The sequence below is a fragment of the Acidithiobacillus caldus ATCC 51756 genome, from assembly GCF_000175575.2.
Taxonomy (GTDB): domain Bacteria; phylum Pseudomonadota; class Gammaproteobacteria; order Acidithiobacillales; family Acidithiobacillaceae; genus Acidithiobacillus_A; species Acidithiobacillus_A caldus.
The window spans coordinates 588,420-602,334 of record NZ_CP005986.1; the positions used below are offsets into that span (position 1 = coordinate 588,420).

General features: G+C 64.4%; 17 protein-coding genes. 13 read left to right on the plus strand and 4 right to left on the minus strand.

The annotated features are described in order from the left end of the window. Positions 1-29: 29 nt before the first annotated feature. Genes rplS through xerD form a run of 4 tightly spaced genes read left to right on the plus strand, consistent with a single transcriptional unit; the run spans position 30 to position 3,011 of the window. Positions 30-374: a 50S ribosomal protein L19 gene (rplS, locus tag ACAty_RS02910; RefSeq protein ID WP_004870708.1), complete on the plus strand. Its 345-nt coding sequence runs from the start codon at positions 30-32 to the stop codon at positions 372-374. Continuing rightward, positions 374-1,606 carry a hypothetical protein gene (locus tag ACAty_RS02915; RefSeq protein ID WP_014002383.1) on the plus strand — a complete coding sequence of 411 codons (1,233 nt, stop codon included), beginning with the start codon at positions 374-376 and terminating at the stop codon, positions 1,604-1,606. The genes rplS and ACAty_RS02915 overlap by 1 nt, the downstream gene beginning before the upstream one ends. Further along, the gene (locus ACAty_RS02920; protein WP_004870710.1) at positions 1,564-2,088 is read left to right on the plus strand and encodes a methylated-DNA--[protein]-cysteine S-methyltransferase; all 525 of its coding nucleotides are present in this window, start codon (positions 1,564-1,566) and stop codon (positions 2,086-2,088) included. Before ACAty_RS02915 ends, ACAty_RS02920 begins: the two co-directional genes overlap by 43 nt. Then, a complete protein-coding gene (gene xerD, locus ACAty_RS02925; protein WP_004870711.1) occupies positions 2,085-3,011 on the plus strand; it encodes a site-specific tyrosine recombinase XerD in 927 nt (308 codons plus the stop codon). Before ACAty_RS02920 ends, xerD begins: the two co-directional genes overlap by 4 nt. A gap of 70 nt (positions 3,012-3,081) precedes the next feature. Here the strand turns inward: xerD and ACAty_RS02930 are convergent, their stop codons facing one another. The 3 genes from ACAty_RS02930 to ACAty_RS02940 all read right to left on the minus strand — a co-directional run bounded on the left by ACAty_RS02930 (position 3,082) and on the right by ACAty_RS02940 (position 6,306). After that, the gene (locus ACAty_RS02930; RefSeq protein WP_004870712.1) at positions 3,082-4,587 is read right to left on the minus strand and encodes a Do family serine endopeptidase; all 1,506 of its coding nucleotides are present in this window, start codon (positions 4,585-4,587) and stop codon (positions 3,082-3,084) included. A gap of 186 nt (positions 4,588-4,773) precedes the next feature. Further along, positions 4,774-5,643 (minus strand): thioredoxin, encoded by an 870-nt coding sequence (gene trxA / locus ACAty_RS02935; protein ID WP_004870713.1) that lies wholly within the window; start codon positions 5,641-5,643, stop codon positions 4,774-4,776. 108 nt (positions 5,644-5,751) lie between these two features. Further along, entirely contained in the window at positions 5,752-6,306 is a 555-nt protein-coding gene (locus ACAty_RS02940) for a hypothetical protein (protein ID WP_004870714.1), read from the minus strand. Positions 6,307-6,478: 172 nt separating this feature from the next. Here ACAty_RS02940 and ACAty_RS02945 point away from each other — a divergent pair, with 172 nt between their 5' ends. The 9 genes from ACAty_RS02945 to ACAty_RS14825 all read left to right on the plus strand — a co-directional run bounded on the left by ACAty_RS02945 (position 6,479) and on the right by ACAty_RS14825 (position 13,565). After that, positions 6,479-7,228 (plus strand): hypothetical protein, encoded by a 750-nt coding sequence (locus tag ACAty_RS02945; RefSeq protein WP_004870715.1) that lies wholly within the window; start codon positions 6,479-6,481, stop codon positions 7,226-7,228. A gap of 120 nt (positions 7,229-7,348) precedes the next feature. Continuing rightward, on the plus strand, positions 7,349-8,593 hold the full coding sequence (gene glyA / locus ACAty_RS02950) for a serine hydroxymethyltransferase (protein WP_004870716.1): 1,245 nt from the start codon (positions 7,349-7,351) through the stop codon (positions 8,591-8,593). Between the two features lie 2 nt (positions 8,594-8,595). Beyond that, positions 8,596-9,087: a transcriptional regulator NrdR gene (nrdR, locus tag ACAty_RS02955; protein ID WP_038472552.1), complete on the plus strand. Its 492-nt coding sequence runs from the start codon at positions 8,596-8,598 to the stop codon at positions 9,085-9,087. Further along, the gene (gene ribD, locus ACAty_RS02960; protein WP_226824129.1) at positions 9,059-10,207 is read left to right on the plus strand and encodes a bifunctional diaminohydroxyphosphoribosylaminopyrimidine deaminase/5-amino-6-(5-phosphoribosylamino)uracil reductase RibD; all 1,149 of its coding nucleotides are present in this window, start codon (positions 9,059-9,061) and stop codon (positions 10,205-10,207) included. The genes nrdR and ribD overlap by 29 nt, the downstream gene beginning before the upstream one ends. Further along, positions 10,180-10,836, plus strand: coding sequence for a riboflavin synthase (locus ACAty_RS02965; protein WP_038471582.1), 657 nt, complete (start codon positions 10,180-10,182; stop codon positions 10,834-10,836). The genes ribD and ACAty_RS02965 overlap by 28 nt, the downstream gene beginning before the upstream one ends. After that, on the plus strand, positions 10,833-11,966 hold the full coding sequence (gene ribB / locus ACAty_RS02970; protein ID WP_004870720.1) for a 3,4-dihydroxy-2-butanone-4-phosphate synthase: 1,134 nt from the start codon (positions 10,833-10,835) through the stop codon (positions 11,964-11,966). Before ACAty_RS02965 ends, ribB begins: the two co-directional genes overlap by 4 nt. Continuing rightward, positions 11,959-12,426, plus strand: coding sequence for a 6,7-dimethyl-8-ribityllumazine synthase (gene ribH, locus ACAty_RS02975; protein ID WP_004870721.1), 468 nt, complete (start codon positions 11,959-11,961; stop codon positions 12,424-12,426). Before ribB ends, ribH begins: the two co-directional genes overlap by 8 nt. 3 nt (positions 12,427-12,429) lie before the next feature. Further along, a complete protein-coding gene (gene nusB, locus ACAty_RS02980) occupies positions 12,430-12,894 on the plus strand; it encodes a transcription antitermination factor NusB (protein WP_187288648.1) in 465 nt (154 codons plus the stop codon). Between the two features lie 107 nt (positions 12,895-13,001). Next, positions 13,002-13,565, plus strand: a complete 564-nt coding sequence (locus tag ACAty_RS14825) for a tetratricopeptide repeat protein (protein WP_103415105.1) — start codon at positions 13,002-13,004, stop codon at positions 13,563-13,565. A 20-nt stretch (positions 13,566-13,585) separates the two neighbouring features. On the opposite strand, the gene ACAty_RS02990 is transcribed toward ACAty_RS14825, so the two are convergent. Next, the gene (locus tag ACAty_RS02990) at positions 13,586-13,912 is read right to left on the minus strand and encodes a LapA family protein (protein WP_226830182.1); all 327 of its coding nucleotides are present in this window, start codon (positions 13,910-13,912) and stop codon (positions 13,586-13,588) included. Positions 13,913-13,915: the final 3 nt, after the last annotated feature.

Sequence of the window (13,915 nt, forward strand, 5' to 3'; positions counted from 1 at the left end):
GGTGGGTCGGGTTTTTTGAGGAGTGGGTCATGAACGTCATCGATGCAATCAACCAGGAAGAAATGGGTGCGGATTTGCCGGCTTTTGGTGCCGGTGACACCGTTGCCGTACACGTCAAGGTCAAGGAAGGCGACCGCGAACGCGTTCAGATATTCGAGGGTATCTGCATTGCCCGGCGCAACCGCGGCCTGCATTCGGCCTTCACGGTGCGCAAGATCTCCAACGGCGAGGGTGTGGAGCGGGTTTTCCCTGCCCAGTCGCCGGCGTTGGTCAAGGTAGAGGTGAAGCGGCGCGGCGATGTTCGCCGTGCCAAGCTCTACTACCTGCGCAACCTGTCGGGTAAGGCCGCTCGGATCAAGGAAAAGCTGGGCTGATGTCGAGCCCGGAACCGGAGCCCAGCTCGGGGTTCCGGACCTGGTCCTGCGCTTCGCCGGCGGAGCAGGATGCCTGCTGGGCTGATCCCACGGCGGCCGGCACCCTTCGCCGCGCGTTATGGCACACGATTCTCGGGCGTTGGCAGGAGAGTTTGGGCGATGCGGCGGCTCTGGAGGGTCTCATCGAGCAGCTCAACTGGCTGCAGGTGGCCTCCTCCATGCCTGGATCCTGGGTATTTCCCTGGCTGACTCGCTGGCTGAATCCGGCCGCGACGGTACCTGCTCGCGCGGAGCAGATCATCGCTCAGCACCACGCCGATCCCGCCCTGCCCCTGGATATGGAAGGGGAAGAACTGGGGCGCCGACTTGCCGCGCGTGAACCCGGGCCGCTGTTATCCCTTTTGCTGAGTATGGCTGAGGACGAGCGGGCGCGGGAGCTGGTCGTGGCGGGTATCGGCCTGACCGTGGCCGCCGACGCTGAAGGGTGTGGACTGCGCTGCCGTCTGGCAGCAGCGTGGGCGGTACAGGCACCCACCCTGGACGCCGCCGATTTTGCCGCTTCCGCCTGGCTTCTGGTGCGTAGCCACTGGTCTTTGCCGGCCTCCTGCACGGTAGTGGTCCCCGAGAGCCTTTCTCCGGGCAAGCAGGCCGAGGAGAAGCCCCTGCTGGTGAGCCTGCGTGAGCGCGATCTCCCAGCCTACATGCAGCACCTGCGGGCCATGGGCGACCAGCCTCTGGCCGCCCTGCGCCAGCTCTTCCTGAGCACTGGCCTTGCCATCCTCGAGTGCGCGGAGGATGCCCGGCGGCGCGACCTTGTCCGACTCTATCTGTGGATGGGGAGCAGTCTGCAACTGCCCCACCGCAGTCGCCACCAAAGCCGGCGGCTGCTGTTCAGTGTTGCCGCCGCACTCTTTCGTCAGGCGGGCTGGCAGAGCATCCATACGGCACCCAGTGTTCAGGAACTACAGAGTTACGGTGAGGCGGTGCGGGCTGGGAGGGCCGCTGTGCCCACCCATCCCTGGCAAAGCAGCATCGCAGCGACTCTGGACGGGCAGCCAGAACACGCGGCAGACTGGTGGCGTGCAGCGGCTCTGCAGTATGCTGGGGATACGGCGGAAGAGCGGCCGCATTTTTTCGCCCTTTGGCACACGGCCAAAACGGCGGATAGCTTGGGGGGAGGTCCTTTGGCGTGGATACATCCGCTGGTGTTCCAGGCGCTGAACCGAGTCTGATCTGCCGGTATTGGCAGCCCGAGTGGGGCGGAATCGAGGCCCAGTTCCGCGATGGCAACCTGATCCGATTGGCCTTTGCTGAGGCACCTGCAGCCGTGTTCCCAGGGATGCCGCCCACGGCACCTTTCCCGGCACCCCTTCAAGCGCTTTTGCAGAGCTACTTTTCCGGCATGGCCATGGCGACGGAGGACGCCCTGCGCGTCGTCCCTATCCGCCTTCACGGTACTCCCTTTCAAGAGCGCGTCTGGGCCGCCCTGACGGAGATCCCCCACGGCCAGACCCGCAGCTACGGGCAGCTGGCGCGCGCCTTGGGCAGCGCGCCTCGAGCCGTGGGCCAAGCCTGCAAGGCTAACCCCATTGCCATCCTGGTCCCCTGTCATCGTGTGCTTGCCGCTGCGGGGCTGGGCGGTTATGCGGGCGCCCGCGACGGTCCGGCCCTGGCCCGCAAGGCGGCCCTGCTGCATCTGGAGGGCGCCATTTGATTGCTACTGCGACGCCCGGGAGAGCGGCGCGAGATCCCGTAGACGAGGATTTAGCGCGCTTTCTCGATCACCTTTGGCTGGAGGGCAATCTGGCTGCCAACAGCCTCGAGGCCTACAGTCGCGATCTGCGCCTACTGGCCACGTATCTGGCGGCCTCCCAGCGGCGTCTGCGCGATGCCGATGCCGCCGATCTGTCCCTCTTTCTTGCCCAGCGCCTGCAGGGAGGCGCGGCTCTGCGTAGCGTTGCCCGGCAACTTTCCAGCCTGCGACGCTTCTACGCCTTTGCGCAGCGGGAAGGCTGGCGCGGTGACGACCCCAGCGCGTCGTTGCAGCATCTGCACATCGGTCGGCACCTGCCCGCCGTACCCAGCGAAGGGGAGGTGGATGCCCTGCTTGCGGCACCCGATCGCCGTACCGTACTCGGTCTTCGCGATGCGGCCATGTTGGAGACCCTCTACGCCACCGGTTTGCGGGTGTCGGAACTGGTGGGCCTGCTCTGCTCACAGCTGGATCTCGAGGCTGGCGTCGTCCTGACCCTAGGTAAAGGCAGCAAAGAGCGGCTGATTCCCGTGGGCGAGGTGGCTCTGGAGACCCTCCACCGCTACCTGCGGGAGGCCCGCGGTGCCTTGCTCGGGCACAAACAAAGTCCTGCCCTTTTCCTGACGGTCCGTGGCGAAGCCATGAGCCGCCAGAGGTTCTGGCAGACCATCAAGGCCCATGCGACGAAGGCAGGGATTCGCAGCGCCTTCTCGCCGCACAGCCTGCGTCACGCTTTTGCCACCCACCTCCTGGATCACGGCGCCGATCTGCGCAGTGTCCAGCTCATGCTCGGTCACGCGCAACTGAACACCACAGAAATCTACACCCACATTGCGCAGGCGCGTCTGCAAAACCTGCACCGACAGCATCACCCCCGCGGCTGACGCCGTGCGGTCAGTTTACCCGGCCCACCGCCTGCCGTAGGCGCGCAGAGAGGCTGGACCCGGGCGCCCCTCAGTGCCTGGGCAGGGTCACCACCACATAGATGCTGGAAGGTCCTTGGCGCACCAGAACCGGGATGGGGGTATCCGCCGGCAGATGGCGAACGATATCCGCCAATTGCTGGGGTGAGGTGATATCCTGCTGGGCGATCTGCTGGAGGATCATGCCGGGGCGAATGCCCGCCTCGGCAGCGGCACCCTCGCCCACATCCGCGATCACCACGCCATGGTGGATCTTCAGGCGGTCCATGAGCGCGGTGTCCAGTGCCTGCACGTCCACGCCCAGCCGCGGAATCTTCAGGGCAGTGGGCTTGGCCGCCTTGGTGCTAGTGGTTTCACGGGTTTTTTCCGGTTTCGGCAGAGCGCCGACGGTCACCTGGAGGGTTTCGGGCTTGCCATCGCGGAGAATACCGAGCGGAGCGGTGCTGCCCGGTTTGCTGGATCCTACCAGCAGTGGTAGCTGCCCCACGTTGTAGACGGGCTTGCCAGCGAAGGTAACGATCACGTCACCCGGGCGCAGACCAGCGTGGGCGGCGGGTCCATCGGGCAGGACCGAGGCGACCAGGGCGCCCACCGGTTCCTTGAGGTGGAGGGCTTCGGCCATCTGCGGCGTCACGCTCTGCACTTCGACTCCCAGGTAGCCAAACTCGATGGGTTTGTGTTCCTTCAGATCACGCACCACCTGCATGACGGTATTGATGGGGATGGAAAAGGACAGCCCCATGTAACCGCCGCTATTGGTGTAGATCTGGTCGTTGATGCCGATGACTTGCCCGGCCATGTTGAACAGCGGGCCGCCGGAATTCCCCGGATTGATGGGCACGTCGCTCTGGATGAACGGTATGTACTCGTCATCGGGCAAGGGGCGGTTGGTCGCGCTCACGACACCCTGGGTCACGGTGTTGAAAAAGCCGAAGGGGGCACCGACGGCCAGCAGCCATTGCCCCACCTTCAGGTCATCGGAATTGCCCAGAGGGGCGGTGGGTAGGTCTTGGGCGTCGATCTTCAGCAGGGCGGTGTCGTAGCGCACCGAAAGTCCCACCAGCTTGGCCGGGTAGGCGTGGTGATTGGTTAAGGTGACGACGATGTGCTGTGCGCCGCGGACGACGTGGGCGGCGGTGACGATGTAGCCATCGGCGCTCAGAATGAAGCCGGAGCCCAGGGACCGGATCTTCTCTTGCGGGCTCGCGCCGTGTCCCCCTTGGGATCCGCCGAAGTGTTTGAAGAAGCGATAGAAAGGAGAGTCCGGTGGGAACGGGTTATGTTCCTCGGGAATGGCCTTGCTGCTGGTGCTGCTGATGTTGACCACCGTCGGCCCATAGCGGTCGATGATCGGGGTGAAATCCGGGAGATTCACCAGCGGTCGCGCGGGTCCTGCCTGCGCGGGAACGGACAGTGCGGCAGCCGTGGCCGTGGGCGTCGCCTCCGCGCAACCACTGAGACCCAGGGTCAGTGTGAGCAGGGCAGATCCCATGGCCTTGGGCAGGGAACGGTGGTTTTGCGGGGCGTGTCGGCTCACGGATGGAATCTCCTTGAAATTGGCCTTAGCAGTTGGCCTCGTGGTTGGACCTGGGTATCAGGCCATGGGGTGGTGTCCTGCGCAGGGCTCGCGACGGGCGACGCCTGCCGGTGCGCTGCGGGCGATCCCGGACAGCGGAGCGCGTTCTGGCGGGCAACCGGGATCACGAAAGCTGCAGCCTTTCATTCAGTATAAGGTTCTGGCCAGGCGAGAGCGATACTTTTCCACCACGGGATGGCGTCCGCCCAGAATGGTAAAGATCTGCAGCATGGTCCGCCGTCCAAGATCGTCGCCATAGTGACGATGCGCGCGCACCAACTCCAGCAGCTCATCCATGGCCGGTTCTTCCTGTCCCTGCAGAAGCAGCCGCAGCGCGTGCAGGTAGAGCGCCTCGGCACGGTCATCGCCCTTCGCCTCACGCAGGCGTCGCTCTAGTTCCGCCGTCGGCGGCGCGCTCTGGATGGTTTGGGAGAATTCCTGCAGGGCTTTCAGGGCCTGCACCTCATCTTCCAGCTGAAAGGCTGGGCTCATGGCAGCGATGTCCGCGGCGACCTCGTCCCAACGTCCCTGGGCACTGTGTAGCCGGGCCAGGGCCAGGCGTGCTGCATCGTTTCGCGGATTGGTCGCGAGCGCTTCCTCGAGGAGTTTCGCTGCCTCATCGTCACGGCCGGCCTCCAGGGCCGCCAGCGCCGCCCGGCGCAGGTCATCGCCCGGAGGAGGGACGATTCCTTCCAGGAATTTGCGCACCGCCGACTCGGGCAGAGCGCCGGTGAATTCATCGACGACCTTGCCGTCGCGGAAAGCCTTGACGGCCGGAATGCCGCGTACCTGATAGCGCCGCGACAGTTCCGGATTCTCGTCGGAGTTGACCTTGGCGAGGAGGAATGCTCCCGCCATTTCTTCCGCCAGTTTCTCGAGGACCGGTCCAAGGGCGCGGCAGGGTCCGCACCAGGGTGCCCAGAAGTCCACGACTACCGGCCGCTGCTGCGATTCTGCCAGGACCGCAGCAGCAAAGTTATCCTCACGAACATCGATGACCGAAACCTGCGTCGTCATATGCACTCCCTGAAAACTCTGTCGCACTGCTAGACTGAACCGGTCATGGTAGGATCTTCGTCGCCGATTCTCAATGCCAGGGGCAGAGTGCGCGCCCGGGGGACACCGTCACTGCGGTCGCAGTTTTGCCAGCTCATCGAGAATGCCTTGCAACAGCTGGCGGGCGCTGGTGCTCATGCCGCGTGCCAGTCGCGTAAAGTCCTCCTGCCCTCGGGAAAGTGGTCCCAGAGCGGCGCCGATGCGGGCCATGTCGCCCCCGGCGCGTTCCATTTGGCTCGCCATCTGACCTAACCAGACCAGGGCCTGGGTATCGCCCTGACGCGCGGCGTATATCACGCTGGCGATACCTGGGGCGGCGAGGCTGGGATCGGCGCCCTGGTCCAAGGGGGGAAGGCTGTGGGCGTCCTGAAGCCCGCTGAGGACGCTCTCGGTGATGACCCGGTCTTCTTCGTCCAGGCCCTCCAGTAGGGCGACGTCGCGTTGACCCGAGAGAATGCGGCGCAGGACCTGCACCAGTTCGTTCCAACCGTTGTTGGCCGCCGTCTGCAGGTGCGGCTCCAGGGTTTTCCGTTCGACGGGGTTTTGGCAGGCGGCCACCACCATGTGGATCAGGCGGGCGTGGGCGCGGCGGATCTGTTCGCGACGCTCGGGCAGGTTCGGCATTCGTTCTCCGCGGGGCTTGGACATCCTCGGCGCCATGACCGAACCGTACAGCACGGTACGAGTGGCCCGACATGGCGCGGAGCAGCTTTGAGTTTGTAGCCCGGCTTCTCTAGAATGTCAAAGATTCGTCCGCTCGGAGGGTGGCGCGGTGGGGTGGCAGTGGGTGAGCAGAATGGCATCCTGGGTGGAGGGGGGTGCCGCCATCGTGGCGGCGCGTCCCCGTGCCTGGGCGCTCTTTGCCCTGTCCGCCCTGGCCCTGGCGGCCATTCCCTTTCCCAGTTGGCTGATGGATGCCGTGGCCCCCATCGGTCTACTCTTTGGACTGCGCCTTGCCGGCCGCTGTGAAGGGGAGGAGTACAGCGCAGCACAACTGCGCCACGCCTTGGAGGTGGCGGTACTCTGGGGCATGCTCCTGGCGGTTTTTGGGATGCTCTTCAGCTTTGGACAAGACACGGTCATGCTCGCTGCCCTACTCGCGGGCGTCGACGGGCATTGGCAGATGCCGGTCTCTGGCGGCTTGCTGGACTGGTGGTTCGGTCTTGGTGAGCGCCTCTCGGATCTGGCCTTGATGCCGTATTTCTGGTTCTCCCCGGCCTTCTTCGGTGTGGCCCTGGCGCTGCACAAAGGACATGGCTGGATCGAATCGGAGGTAGAGACCACGCTCGCACTCATTTTTCGCCCTGAGGTGCGCGATCCGCTCATTGCCCTATGGGCCACCGTGCTTCTGAGCAATCTCTTTCTGCCGGAGTTTTCCCAGGTGTGGTTGGGGCTTCTGGTGTGGGTGCTTGGGCCACCCATCGTTTTCGTTGCTTACCAGGATATCTTTGCCAACAAGCGCAAGCCGCCGCGCAAGCGCCAGACGGTGCGCAAGACCTCCGCGTTTGCGCAGCCGGTCCTGCGTCCGGTAAGGGCCAAGGGTTGAGCCAGACGACTCCGAGACCGGTTATGAATAGAATTCACGGCGAGGCGTAAAAATGCGCCCTTGTTCCACTGCAGGCCATGGGCTAGTGTGGACGCCAAAATCCGTTGCCAAGGAGCTTTCATGTTTTCCAAGACCCTGAACCTGTCCCAGTTCGATCCCCAGCTGTGGGAGGCGATGCAGCACGAGTCCCAGCGCCAGGAGGATCACGTCGAACTCATCGCCTCGGAAAACTACGCGAGTCCACTGGTCATGGCCGCACAGGGCTCCGTCCTCACCAACAAATACGCGGAAGGATATCCGGGCAAGCGCTATTACGGTGGCTGCGAGTATGTGGACATTGCCGAGCAACTGGCCATCGACCGCGCCCGTGCCCTGTTCGGTGCCGAGCACGCCAACGTGCAGCCGCACTCCGGCTCCCAGGCCAACCAGGCGGTCTTCTTTTCGGTCTTGAAGCCTGGCGACAAGATCATGGGCATGAGCCTTGCCCACGGTGGCCATCTGACCCACGGTGCCAAGGTCAATCTCTCGGGCAAGCTTTTCGAGGTGGTGGCCTATGGGGTTCGGGAAGAGGACGGACGCATCGATTACGATGCCCTTGCCGAGCAGGCCGAGCGGGAGCGTCCACGCATGATCATCGCCGGCGCCAGCGCGTATTCGCGGATCATCGACTTTGCGCGGATCGGTGAGATCGCCCGTAGTGTCGGCGCCTACTTCCTGGTGGACATGGCCCACATTGCCGGCCTCGTCGCGGCGGGCCTGCACCCAAGCCCCTTACCCCACGCGGATTTCGTCACCACCACCACCCACAAGACCTTGCGCGGTCCCCGGGGCGGTCTGATCCTCTGCAAGGAAGAGTACGCCAAGAAGGTCAACTCACTGATTTTTCCTGGTATTCAGGGTGGGCCCCTGATGCACGTCATCGCTGCCAAGGCCGTTGCCTTCCTCGAGGCGCAGCGGCCCGAGTTCCGCGCGTATCAACAGCGCGTCATTGCCAATGCCCAGCGGCTCAGCGCCGTACTGGCCCAACGCGGCTATGGAGCAGTTTCCGGAGGTACGGACAATCACCTCTTCTTGCTCAATCTGGGTGAGCGGATCACCGGCAAGGATGCCGAGGCGGCCCTGGGTGCGGCGCACATCACCGTGAATAAGAATGCCGTACCCTTCGACAGTCGACCGCCGGCGGTAACCAGCGGTATCCGCATCGGTACCCCCGCTGCGACCACGCGTGGCTTTGATCTGGGAGAGATGGACGTGCTCGGAGCGGCCATTGCCGATGTGCTGGATTGCGCCGAGGACGACAAGGTCATCGCCGAGGTGCGGGAGCGTATCGTTGCCCTGTGCCGGCGTTTTCCGGTGTACGGCTGACGGTGCACTGCCCCTTTTGCGGTTTTGCCGACACCCGGGTAGTGGACTCGCGGCTGGCGGATGACGGCGAAGCGGTCAAGCGGCGGCGGGAGTGCCCAGCCTGTGGGCAGCGCTTTACCACCTACGAGCGGGCGGAACTGGGCTACCCCATGGTGGTCAAGGCCGATGGCCGCCGCGAGGCGTTCAACGCCGAGAAGCTGCAGCGCGGTCTCACCCGCGCCCTGAGCAAGCGGCCCGTGGCCACGGAGCGGGTGGACGCGGCCCTGCGCGACATCGAGCGGCAGATCCGCGCCAGCGGCGAGCGGGAGATTGCCGCCCGTACCATCGGCGAGTTGGTGATGCGGGCCCTGGCTGAGTTGGATCCCGTGGCCTATGTGCGCTTCGCCTCGGTCTACCACCGCTTTGAGGATGTCGATGCCTTCAGTGCGGAAATCGCCCGGCTGAAGGCCAAAGACGACAAGGCAGATGCCGGCGAACTCCCCCGCGAGTCCTGACGCCGCCTACATGGCTGAGGCCCTGACGCTGGCGCGACGGGGCCTGTACTCGACCCATCCCAACCCGCGGGTGGGTGCCGTGGTGGTTCGTGATGGGCAAATCGTCGGGCGCGGCGCCCATCTGCGCGCAGGCGATGCCCACGCCGAAGTCTTTGCCTTGGCGCAGGCTGGTGAAAGGGCTCGTGGGGCGACACTCTACGTGACTCTTGAGCCCTGCTGCCATCATGGGCGTACGCCGCCCTGCACCGATGCGATCCTGACCGCCGGTGTGGCCCGCGTGGTCATCGCCATCGCGGATCCCAACCCGCGCGTACGTGGTGGCGGCATCGCCCTGTTGCAGCAACAGGGGCTGCAGGTCGAACTGGGTTGTCTCGCCGAGGAGGCGACCGCCCTCAACATCGGCTTTGTCCGTCGCATGCGCAGCGGACGCCCCTGGATCCGCCTGAAACAGGCTCAGAGTCTCGATGGCTGTGTTGCCTTGGCCAGTGGTGAGAGCCAGTGGCTGACCGGGTCGGCGGCGCGTGCCGATGTACAGCGCGAGCGCGCCGCAGCCAGTGCCATCGTCGTCGGTGTCGGTACGGTGCTCGCGGATAATCCACGCCTGGCGCCGCGCGTGGACTTCCCCCTCTGCCGCTTTCCGCACAAGATTATCCTCGACAGCCATTTGCGCACGCCCGCGGACGCCGCTCTCTTCGATACGCCCGGCGAGATCTGGATCTTTCATGGGCAAGACGCCGATCCGGAACGTCGCATCCGCCTGATCCAGCGAGGCGCACACCTGCAGGGTCTGCCGATGGGGCCAAAAGGCGTGGGCCTGGACTTGGCCGCACTGTGGACGGCGCTGGCGCAGCGGGAATGCAACGAGGTGCTGGTGGAGGCGGGCCCAGAGCTTGCCACTAGTCTCCTGCGCGGCGGCTGGGTGGACGAGTGGCTACTCTATCTCGCCCCCAAGATTCTCGGGGAAGGGGCACAGCCTGCCGCTCGCCTTGGTCCCTACGCCCAGCTCGACGCAGTCCCCAGCTGGCGGCTGTGGCGGGCAGAGACTATCGCTGGGGATGTCAAATTGCAGCTCCTTTCTGCGGAGGGACAGTCGTGTTTACAGGAATCGTTCAAGCCCTAGGGCATCTGCGGCAAAGGCAGGCCCGGGGTGGGGATTACCGCATGGTTTTCGATGCCGGGACTCTGGATCTTGGCGATGTCGCCCTGGGCGATAGCATCGCCGTTTCCGGTGTCTGTCTCACGGTGGTGGCGTTGAGCCCTCCGACCTTCGCCGTGGATGTGTCGCGGGAGACCCTGGAGCGCAGCATTCTGGCTGATCTCGGCGTGGGTTCCGCCGTCAACCTCGAGAAGGCGCTGCGCCTGTCCGACCGCCTGGGTGGGCATCTGGTGGCCGGCCACGTCGATGGTGTCGGTACGGTGCGTGAGGCACAGCCCTCTGGGCGCTCCATCGTTTTCCGCATCGCCGCGCCAGCGGAACTGCGTCGCTATATTGCCGCCAAGGGCAGTATCTGTGTCGATGGCATCAGCCTTACGGTCAATGCCCTGGAGGGCGAGACCTTTTCCCTCAATCTCATCCCGCACACCCTGGAGCAGACCACCGCGCGGGAGTGGCGAGGAGGACAGCGGGTCAATCTGGAGGTGGATCTGTTGGCGCGCTACCTCGAGCAGCTCATGGTCAGGACACCGGCGGACGGTGTAGAATCGCGCATTACGCCGCAGTGGTTGGCCGCCAAGGGATTTCCGCAATGAGTGAAGCCAAGATCAGTCCGACGGAAGAGATCATTGCCGACATCGCCGCCGGGCGCATGGTGATCCTGATGGACGACGAAGGCCGGGAAAACGAGGGTGACCTCATCATGGCCGCCGAGTTCGTCACTGCCGATGCCATCAATTTCATGGTGCGGGAGGCCCGGGGACTGGTCTGTCTCCCCCTCACGCGGGAGCGCTGCCAGCAATTGCGTCTGCCGCAGATGGTCAGCCACAACACCACCCACCTGGGCACCGCCTTTACCGTATCCATCGAGGCCGCCCGTGGCGTCACCACCGGTATCTCCGCCGCCGATCGCGCCACCACCATCCTTGCGGCCATTGCCGATGATGCTGGCCCGGAAGATATCGTCACCCCTGGGCACATCTTTCCGCTGGCGGCGGAGCCTGGCGGCGTCCTGGTGCGCGCAGGCCATACCGAGGCGGCGGTGGACCTGGCTACTCTGGCGGGATGCAAACCGGCTGGCGTCATCTGTGAGATCCTCAACGAGAATGGCGAGATGGCGCGCCTGCCCGATCTCTTGCCCTACGCCGCTCAGCATGGTCTCAAGATTGGCACCATTGCCGACCTCATCCGCTACCGGCTGGAGCGTGAGCACATCGTTCAGCGCGAGGCCAGCGGTCCTTGGTCCTCCCCCTACGGACAGTTCACCCTGCACCTCTACCGCGACCGGATCCGCCGCGAGACGCATTTTGCCCTGGTGCACGGTGATCTGGCGCAAAGCCCGGGACCAGTCTTGGTTCGCGTACAGGTGGGCAAGACCCTCACCGATCTTTTCACGGGGTCGGAAGGGCCCGTCGCGCGTGCCATGGAACGTCTGGCGCGGGAACCTGCCGGTGTGCTCGTCTACCTCGACCATCGCGAGGATGGTGACGAGCTGAAGGCGCAGGTGGAGGCGCTTCCCAGCCACCCCAAGGGACCGGGTCAGGCCGGTGATTCCGGGCGTATCCTGCGCACCTTCGGGTTGGGAGCGCAGATCCTCGGTGATCTCGGTGTGCACCGAGCCGTCGTCCTCAGCGACAGTCAGTTCCAGTATCGCGGCATCGGCGGTTTTGGTCTCGAGATTGTTGGTCAGTTACCATTTCTGGAGCAGGGTACAGCCCATGATTGAACGTATCGAAGGACATTGGCGCGTGGACGCCCAGCACCGCTTCGTCTTGCTGGTCAGTCGCTTCAACGCTTTCATCACGCAGCAGCTGGAACAGGGCGCCATCGATGCCCTGCGCCGGCACGGGGTTCGGGACGAGCAGATTCAGGTGGTCTATGCTCCCGGCGCCTACGAGATTCCCTTGGTTGCAAAGAAGCTCGCCAGCAGTGGACGTTACGCCGCGGTCATCTGCCTCGGAGCGGTAATCCGCGGAGGTACGCCCCATTTCGATTATGTTGCCGGCGAAGCGGCCAAGGGCATTGCCCAGGTATCCATGGAAACTGGTGTCCCGGTCATCTTCGGCGTGCTCACCACCGACAGTGTCGAGCAGGCCATCGAGCGGGCTGGGACCAAGGCGGGCAACAAGGGCTTCGATGCCGCGCTCAGCGCCCTGGAGATGGTCCATCTCCTGACGCAGATCTGAATCGTGGCAGCCAGCAGACGACGATTGGCGCGCGAGGCCTTGCTGCAGGCGCTATATCAATGGCAGCTGAATCCCGCGCCCTGTGGCGAGATTGCTCGCCAATTTCTGGAGGACGATGAGAGACTGGTCGGTGCCGATCAGCGGTTTTTCGAGGACATCTGGGGGCGCCTTTGTCCGGTCATGGAAACCCTGGACCAAGCCATTGCGTCCGTCATTCTCGATCGCCGCTGGCAGGATGAGGTCAGCGAAGTGGAACGCGCGATCTTGCGCCTGGGTGCCTTTGAACTCCGGGAAGAGCGGCAGACACCCTATCGCGTGATCATCAACGAAGCCGTGGAACTCAGCAAGGCCTTCGGCGCCGAGCAGGGACACCGCTTCATCAACGGCGTACTCGATCGCCTCGCGCACCAGTGGCGCCAGGCCGAGCTGGAGAACCCCGATGGGGACGCCTCCCCGAAGCGCAAATAAGTTCTGGCAAAGTCTTAAGCACTTGTTGTAAGCTACTGTGGCTCAAGGTAATTGCTGTCACATGGAGGGTCGAACACATGGGCGTTTCCCAGCATCGTAAGAGGTGGATGCATCGTTGTCTCGGTTTGGGTGCCGGCGTGCTGCTGGCGGCGGCCAGCAGCACGGCCTGGGCGCAGGTGCCCGTGGCCAGGGGAGAGGTCGAGGACAATGCCAGTACCCAGCCGGCCAACCTCACCACGGCCAAGCTCGAGAACAGTATCGGTACGCGCTGCGCCCTGGGCGAAGGCGTTCCTCAGGATTATGCCCTCGCCGCACAGTGGTTCCGTAAGGCGGCGGAGCACGGCTATGGCAAGGCGGAATACAATCTGGGCATGCAGTACTACTTCGGTCAAGGCGTTCCCCAGGATTATGCCCAGGCCGCCTACTGGTGGGAGCGTGCGGCCAACCAGAATATCTCCGCCGCACAGTACAACCTTGGAAACCTCTACTTCATGGGTCAGGGCGTAGCCCGCGACTACCAGAAGGCGAGCTACTGGTGGCAGAAGGCCGCTGCCAACGGCAATGCCGACGCCACCCGCAACCTCGCGGTCCTCGCGCGGATGGAGCCTGCCGTGCTCCACCCTGGTCCCGTTGCCGGACCCGTCGCTGCCAGCGTGGCGCCCCAAGGTTGAGGCAAGGCAAAGGCTGGGCGTCAGTGCTCGGTACTGACGTGCCCGGCCTGGGCTCTTGCGCTCTCGGCGCGCTCGATTTCCAGTTGGGCGCGTTTTCCGCGCTCCGCCGCAAGATCCGCCTCCACCTCGGCGATGCGCTTCTCGTGGCGGCGGATGCGCCAGCGATGCCGCAGGTAGGTGGGTAGATAAAAGATCAGGGCCGCCACGAAGCCCGCCAAAAAACCGATGAGCAGGACCACGCCCAGGGATTGCTGAAACTCCCAGCTGAGAAAGGTCACCTTGGCTGGAGCGTTGTTCTCCACAGCGAAAAGCACCGCCAGGGCGCCGATGATGAAAGACAGAATCATCCA

Bases quoted from the DNA above. Each gene is read 5' to 3' on its own strand.
- rplS (WP_004870708.1), top strand. From the start codon at position 30: ATGAACGTCATCGATGCAATCAACCAGGAAGAAATGGGTGCGGATTTG.
- ACAty_RS02915 (WP_014002383.1), top strand. From the start codon at position 374: ATGTCGAGCCCGGAACCGGAGCCCAGCTCGGGGTTCCGGACCTGGTCC.
- trxA (WP_004870713.1), bottom strand. From the start codon at position 5,643: ATGACGACGCAGGTTTCGGTCATCGATGTTCGTGAGGATAACTTTGCT.
- ACAty_RS02940 (WP_004870714.1), bottom strand. From the start codon at position 6,306: ATGCCGAACCTGCCCGAGCGTCGCGAACAGATCCGCCGCGCCCACGCC.
- ACAty_RS02945 (WP_004870715.1), top strand. From the start codon at position 6,479: ATGGCATCCTGGGTGGAGGGGGGTGCCGCCATCGTGGCGGCGCGTCCC.
- glyA (WP_004870716.1), top strand. From the start codon at position 7,349: ATGTTTTCCAAGACCCTGAACCTGTCCCAGTTCGATCCCCAGCTGTGG.
- ribD (WP_226824129.1), top strand. From the start codon at position 9,059: ATGCCGGCGAACTCCCCCGCGAGTCCTGACGCCGCCTACATGGCTGAG.
- ribB (WP_004870720.1), top strand. From the start codon at position 10,833: ATGAGTGAAGCCAAGATCAGTCCGACGGAAGAGATCATTGCCGACATC.
- ribH (WP_004870721.1), top strand. From the start codon at position 11,959: ATGATTGAACGTATCGAAGGACATTGGCGCGTGGACGCCCAGCACCGC.
- ACAty_RS14825 (WP_103415105.1), top strand. From the start codon at position 13,002: ATGCATCGTTGTCTCGGTTTGGGTGCCGGCGTGCTGCTGGCGGCGGCC.
- ACAty_RS02990 (WP_226830182.1), bottom strand. From the start codon at position 13,912: ATGATTCTGTCTTTCATCATCGGCGCCCTGGCGGTGCTTTTCGCTGTG.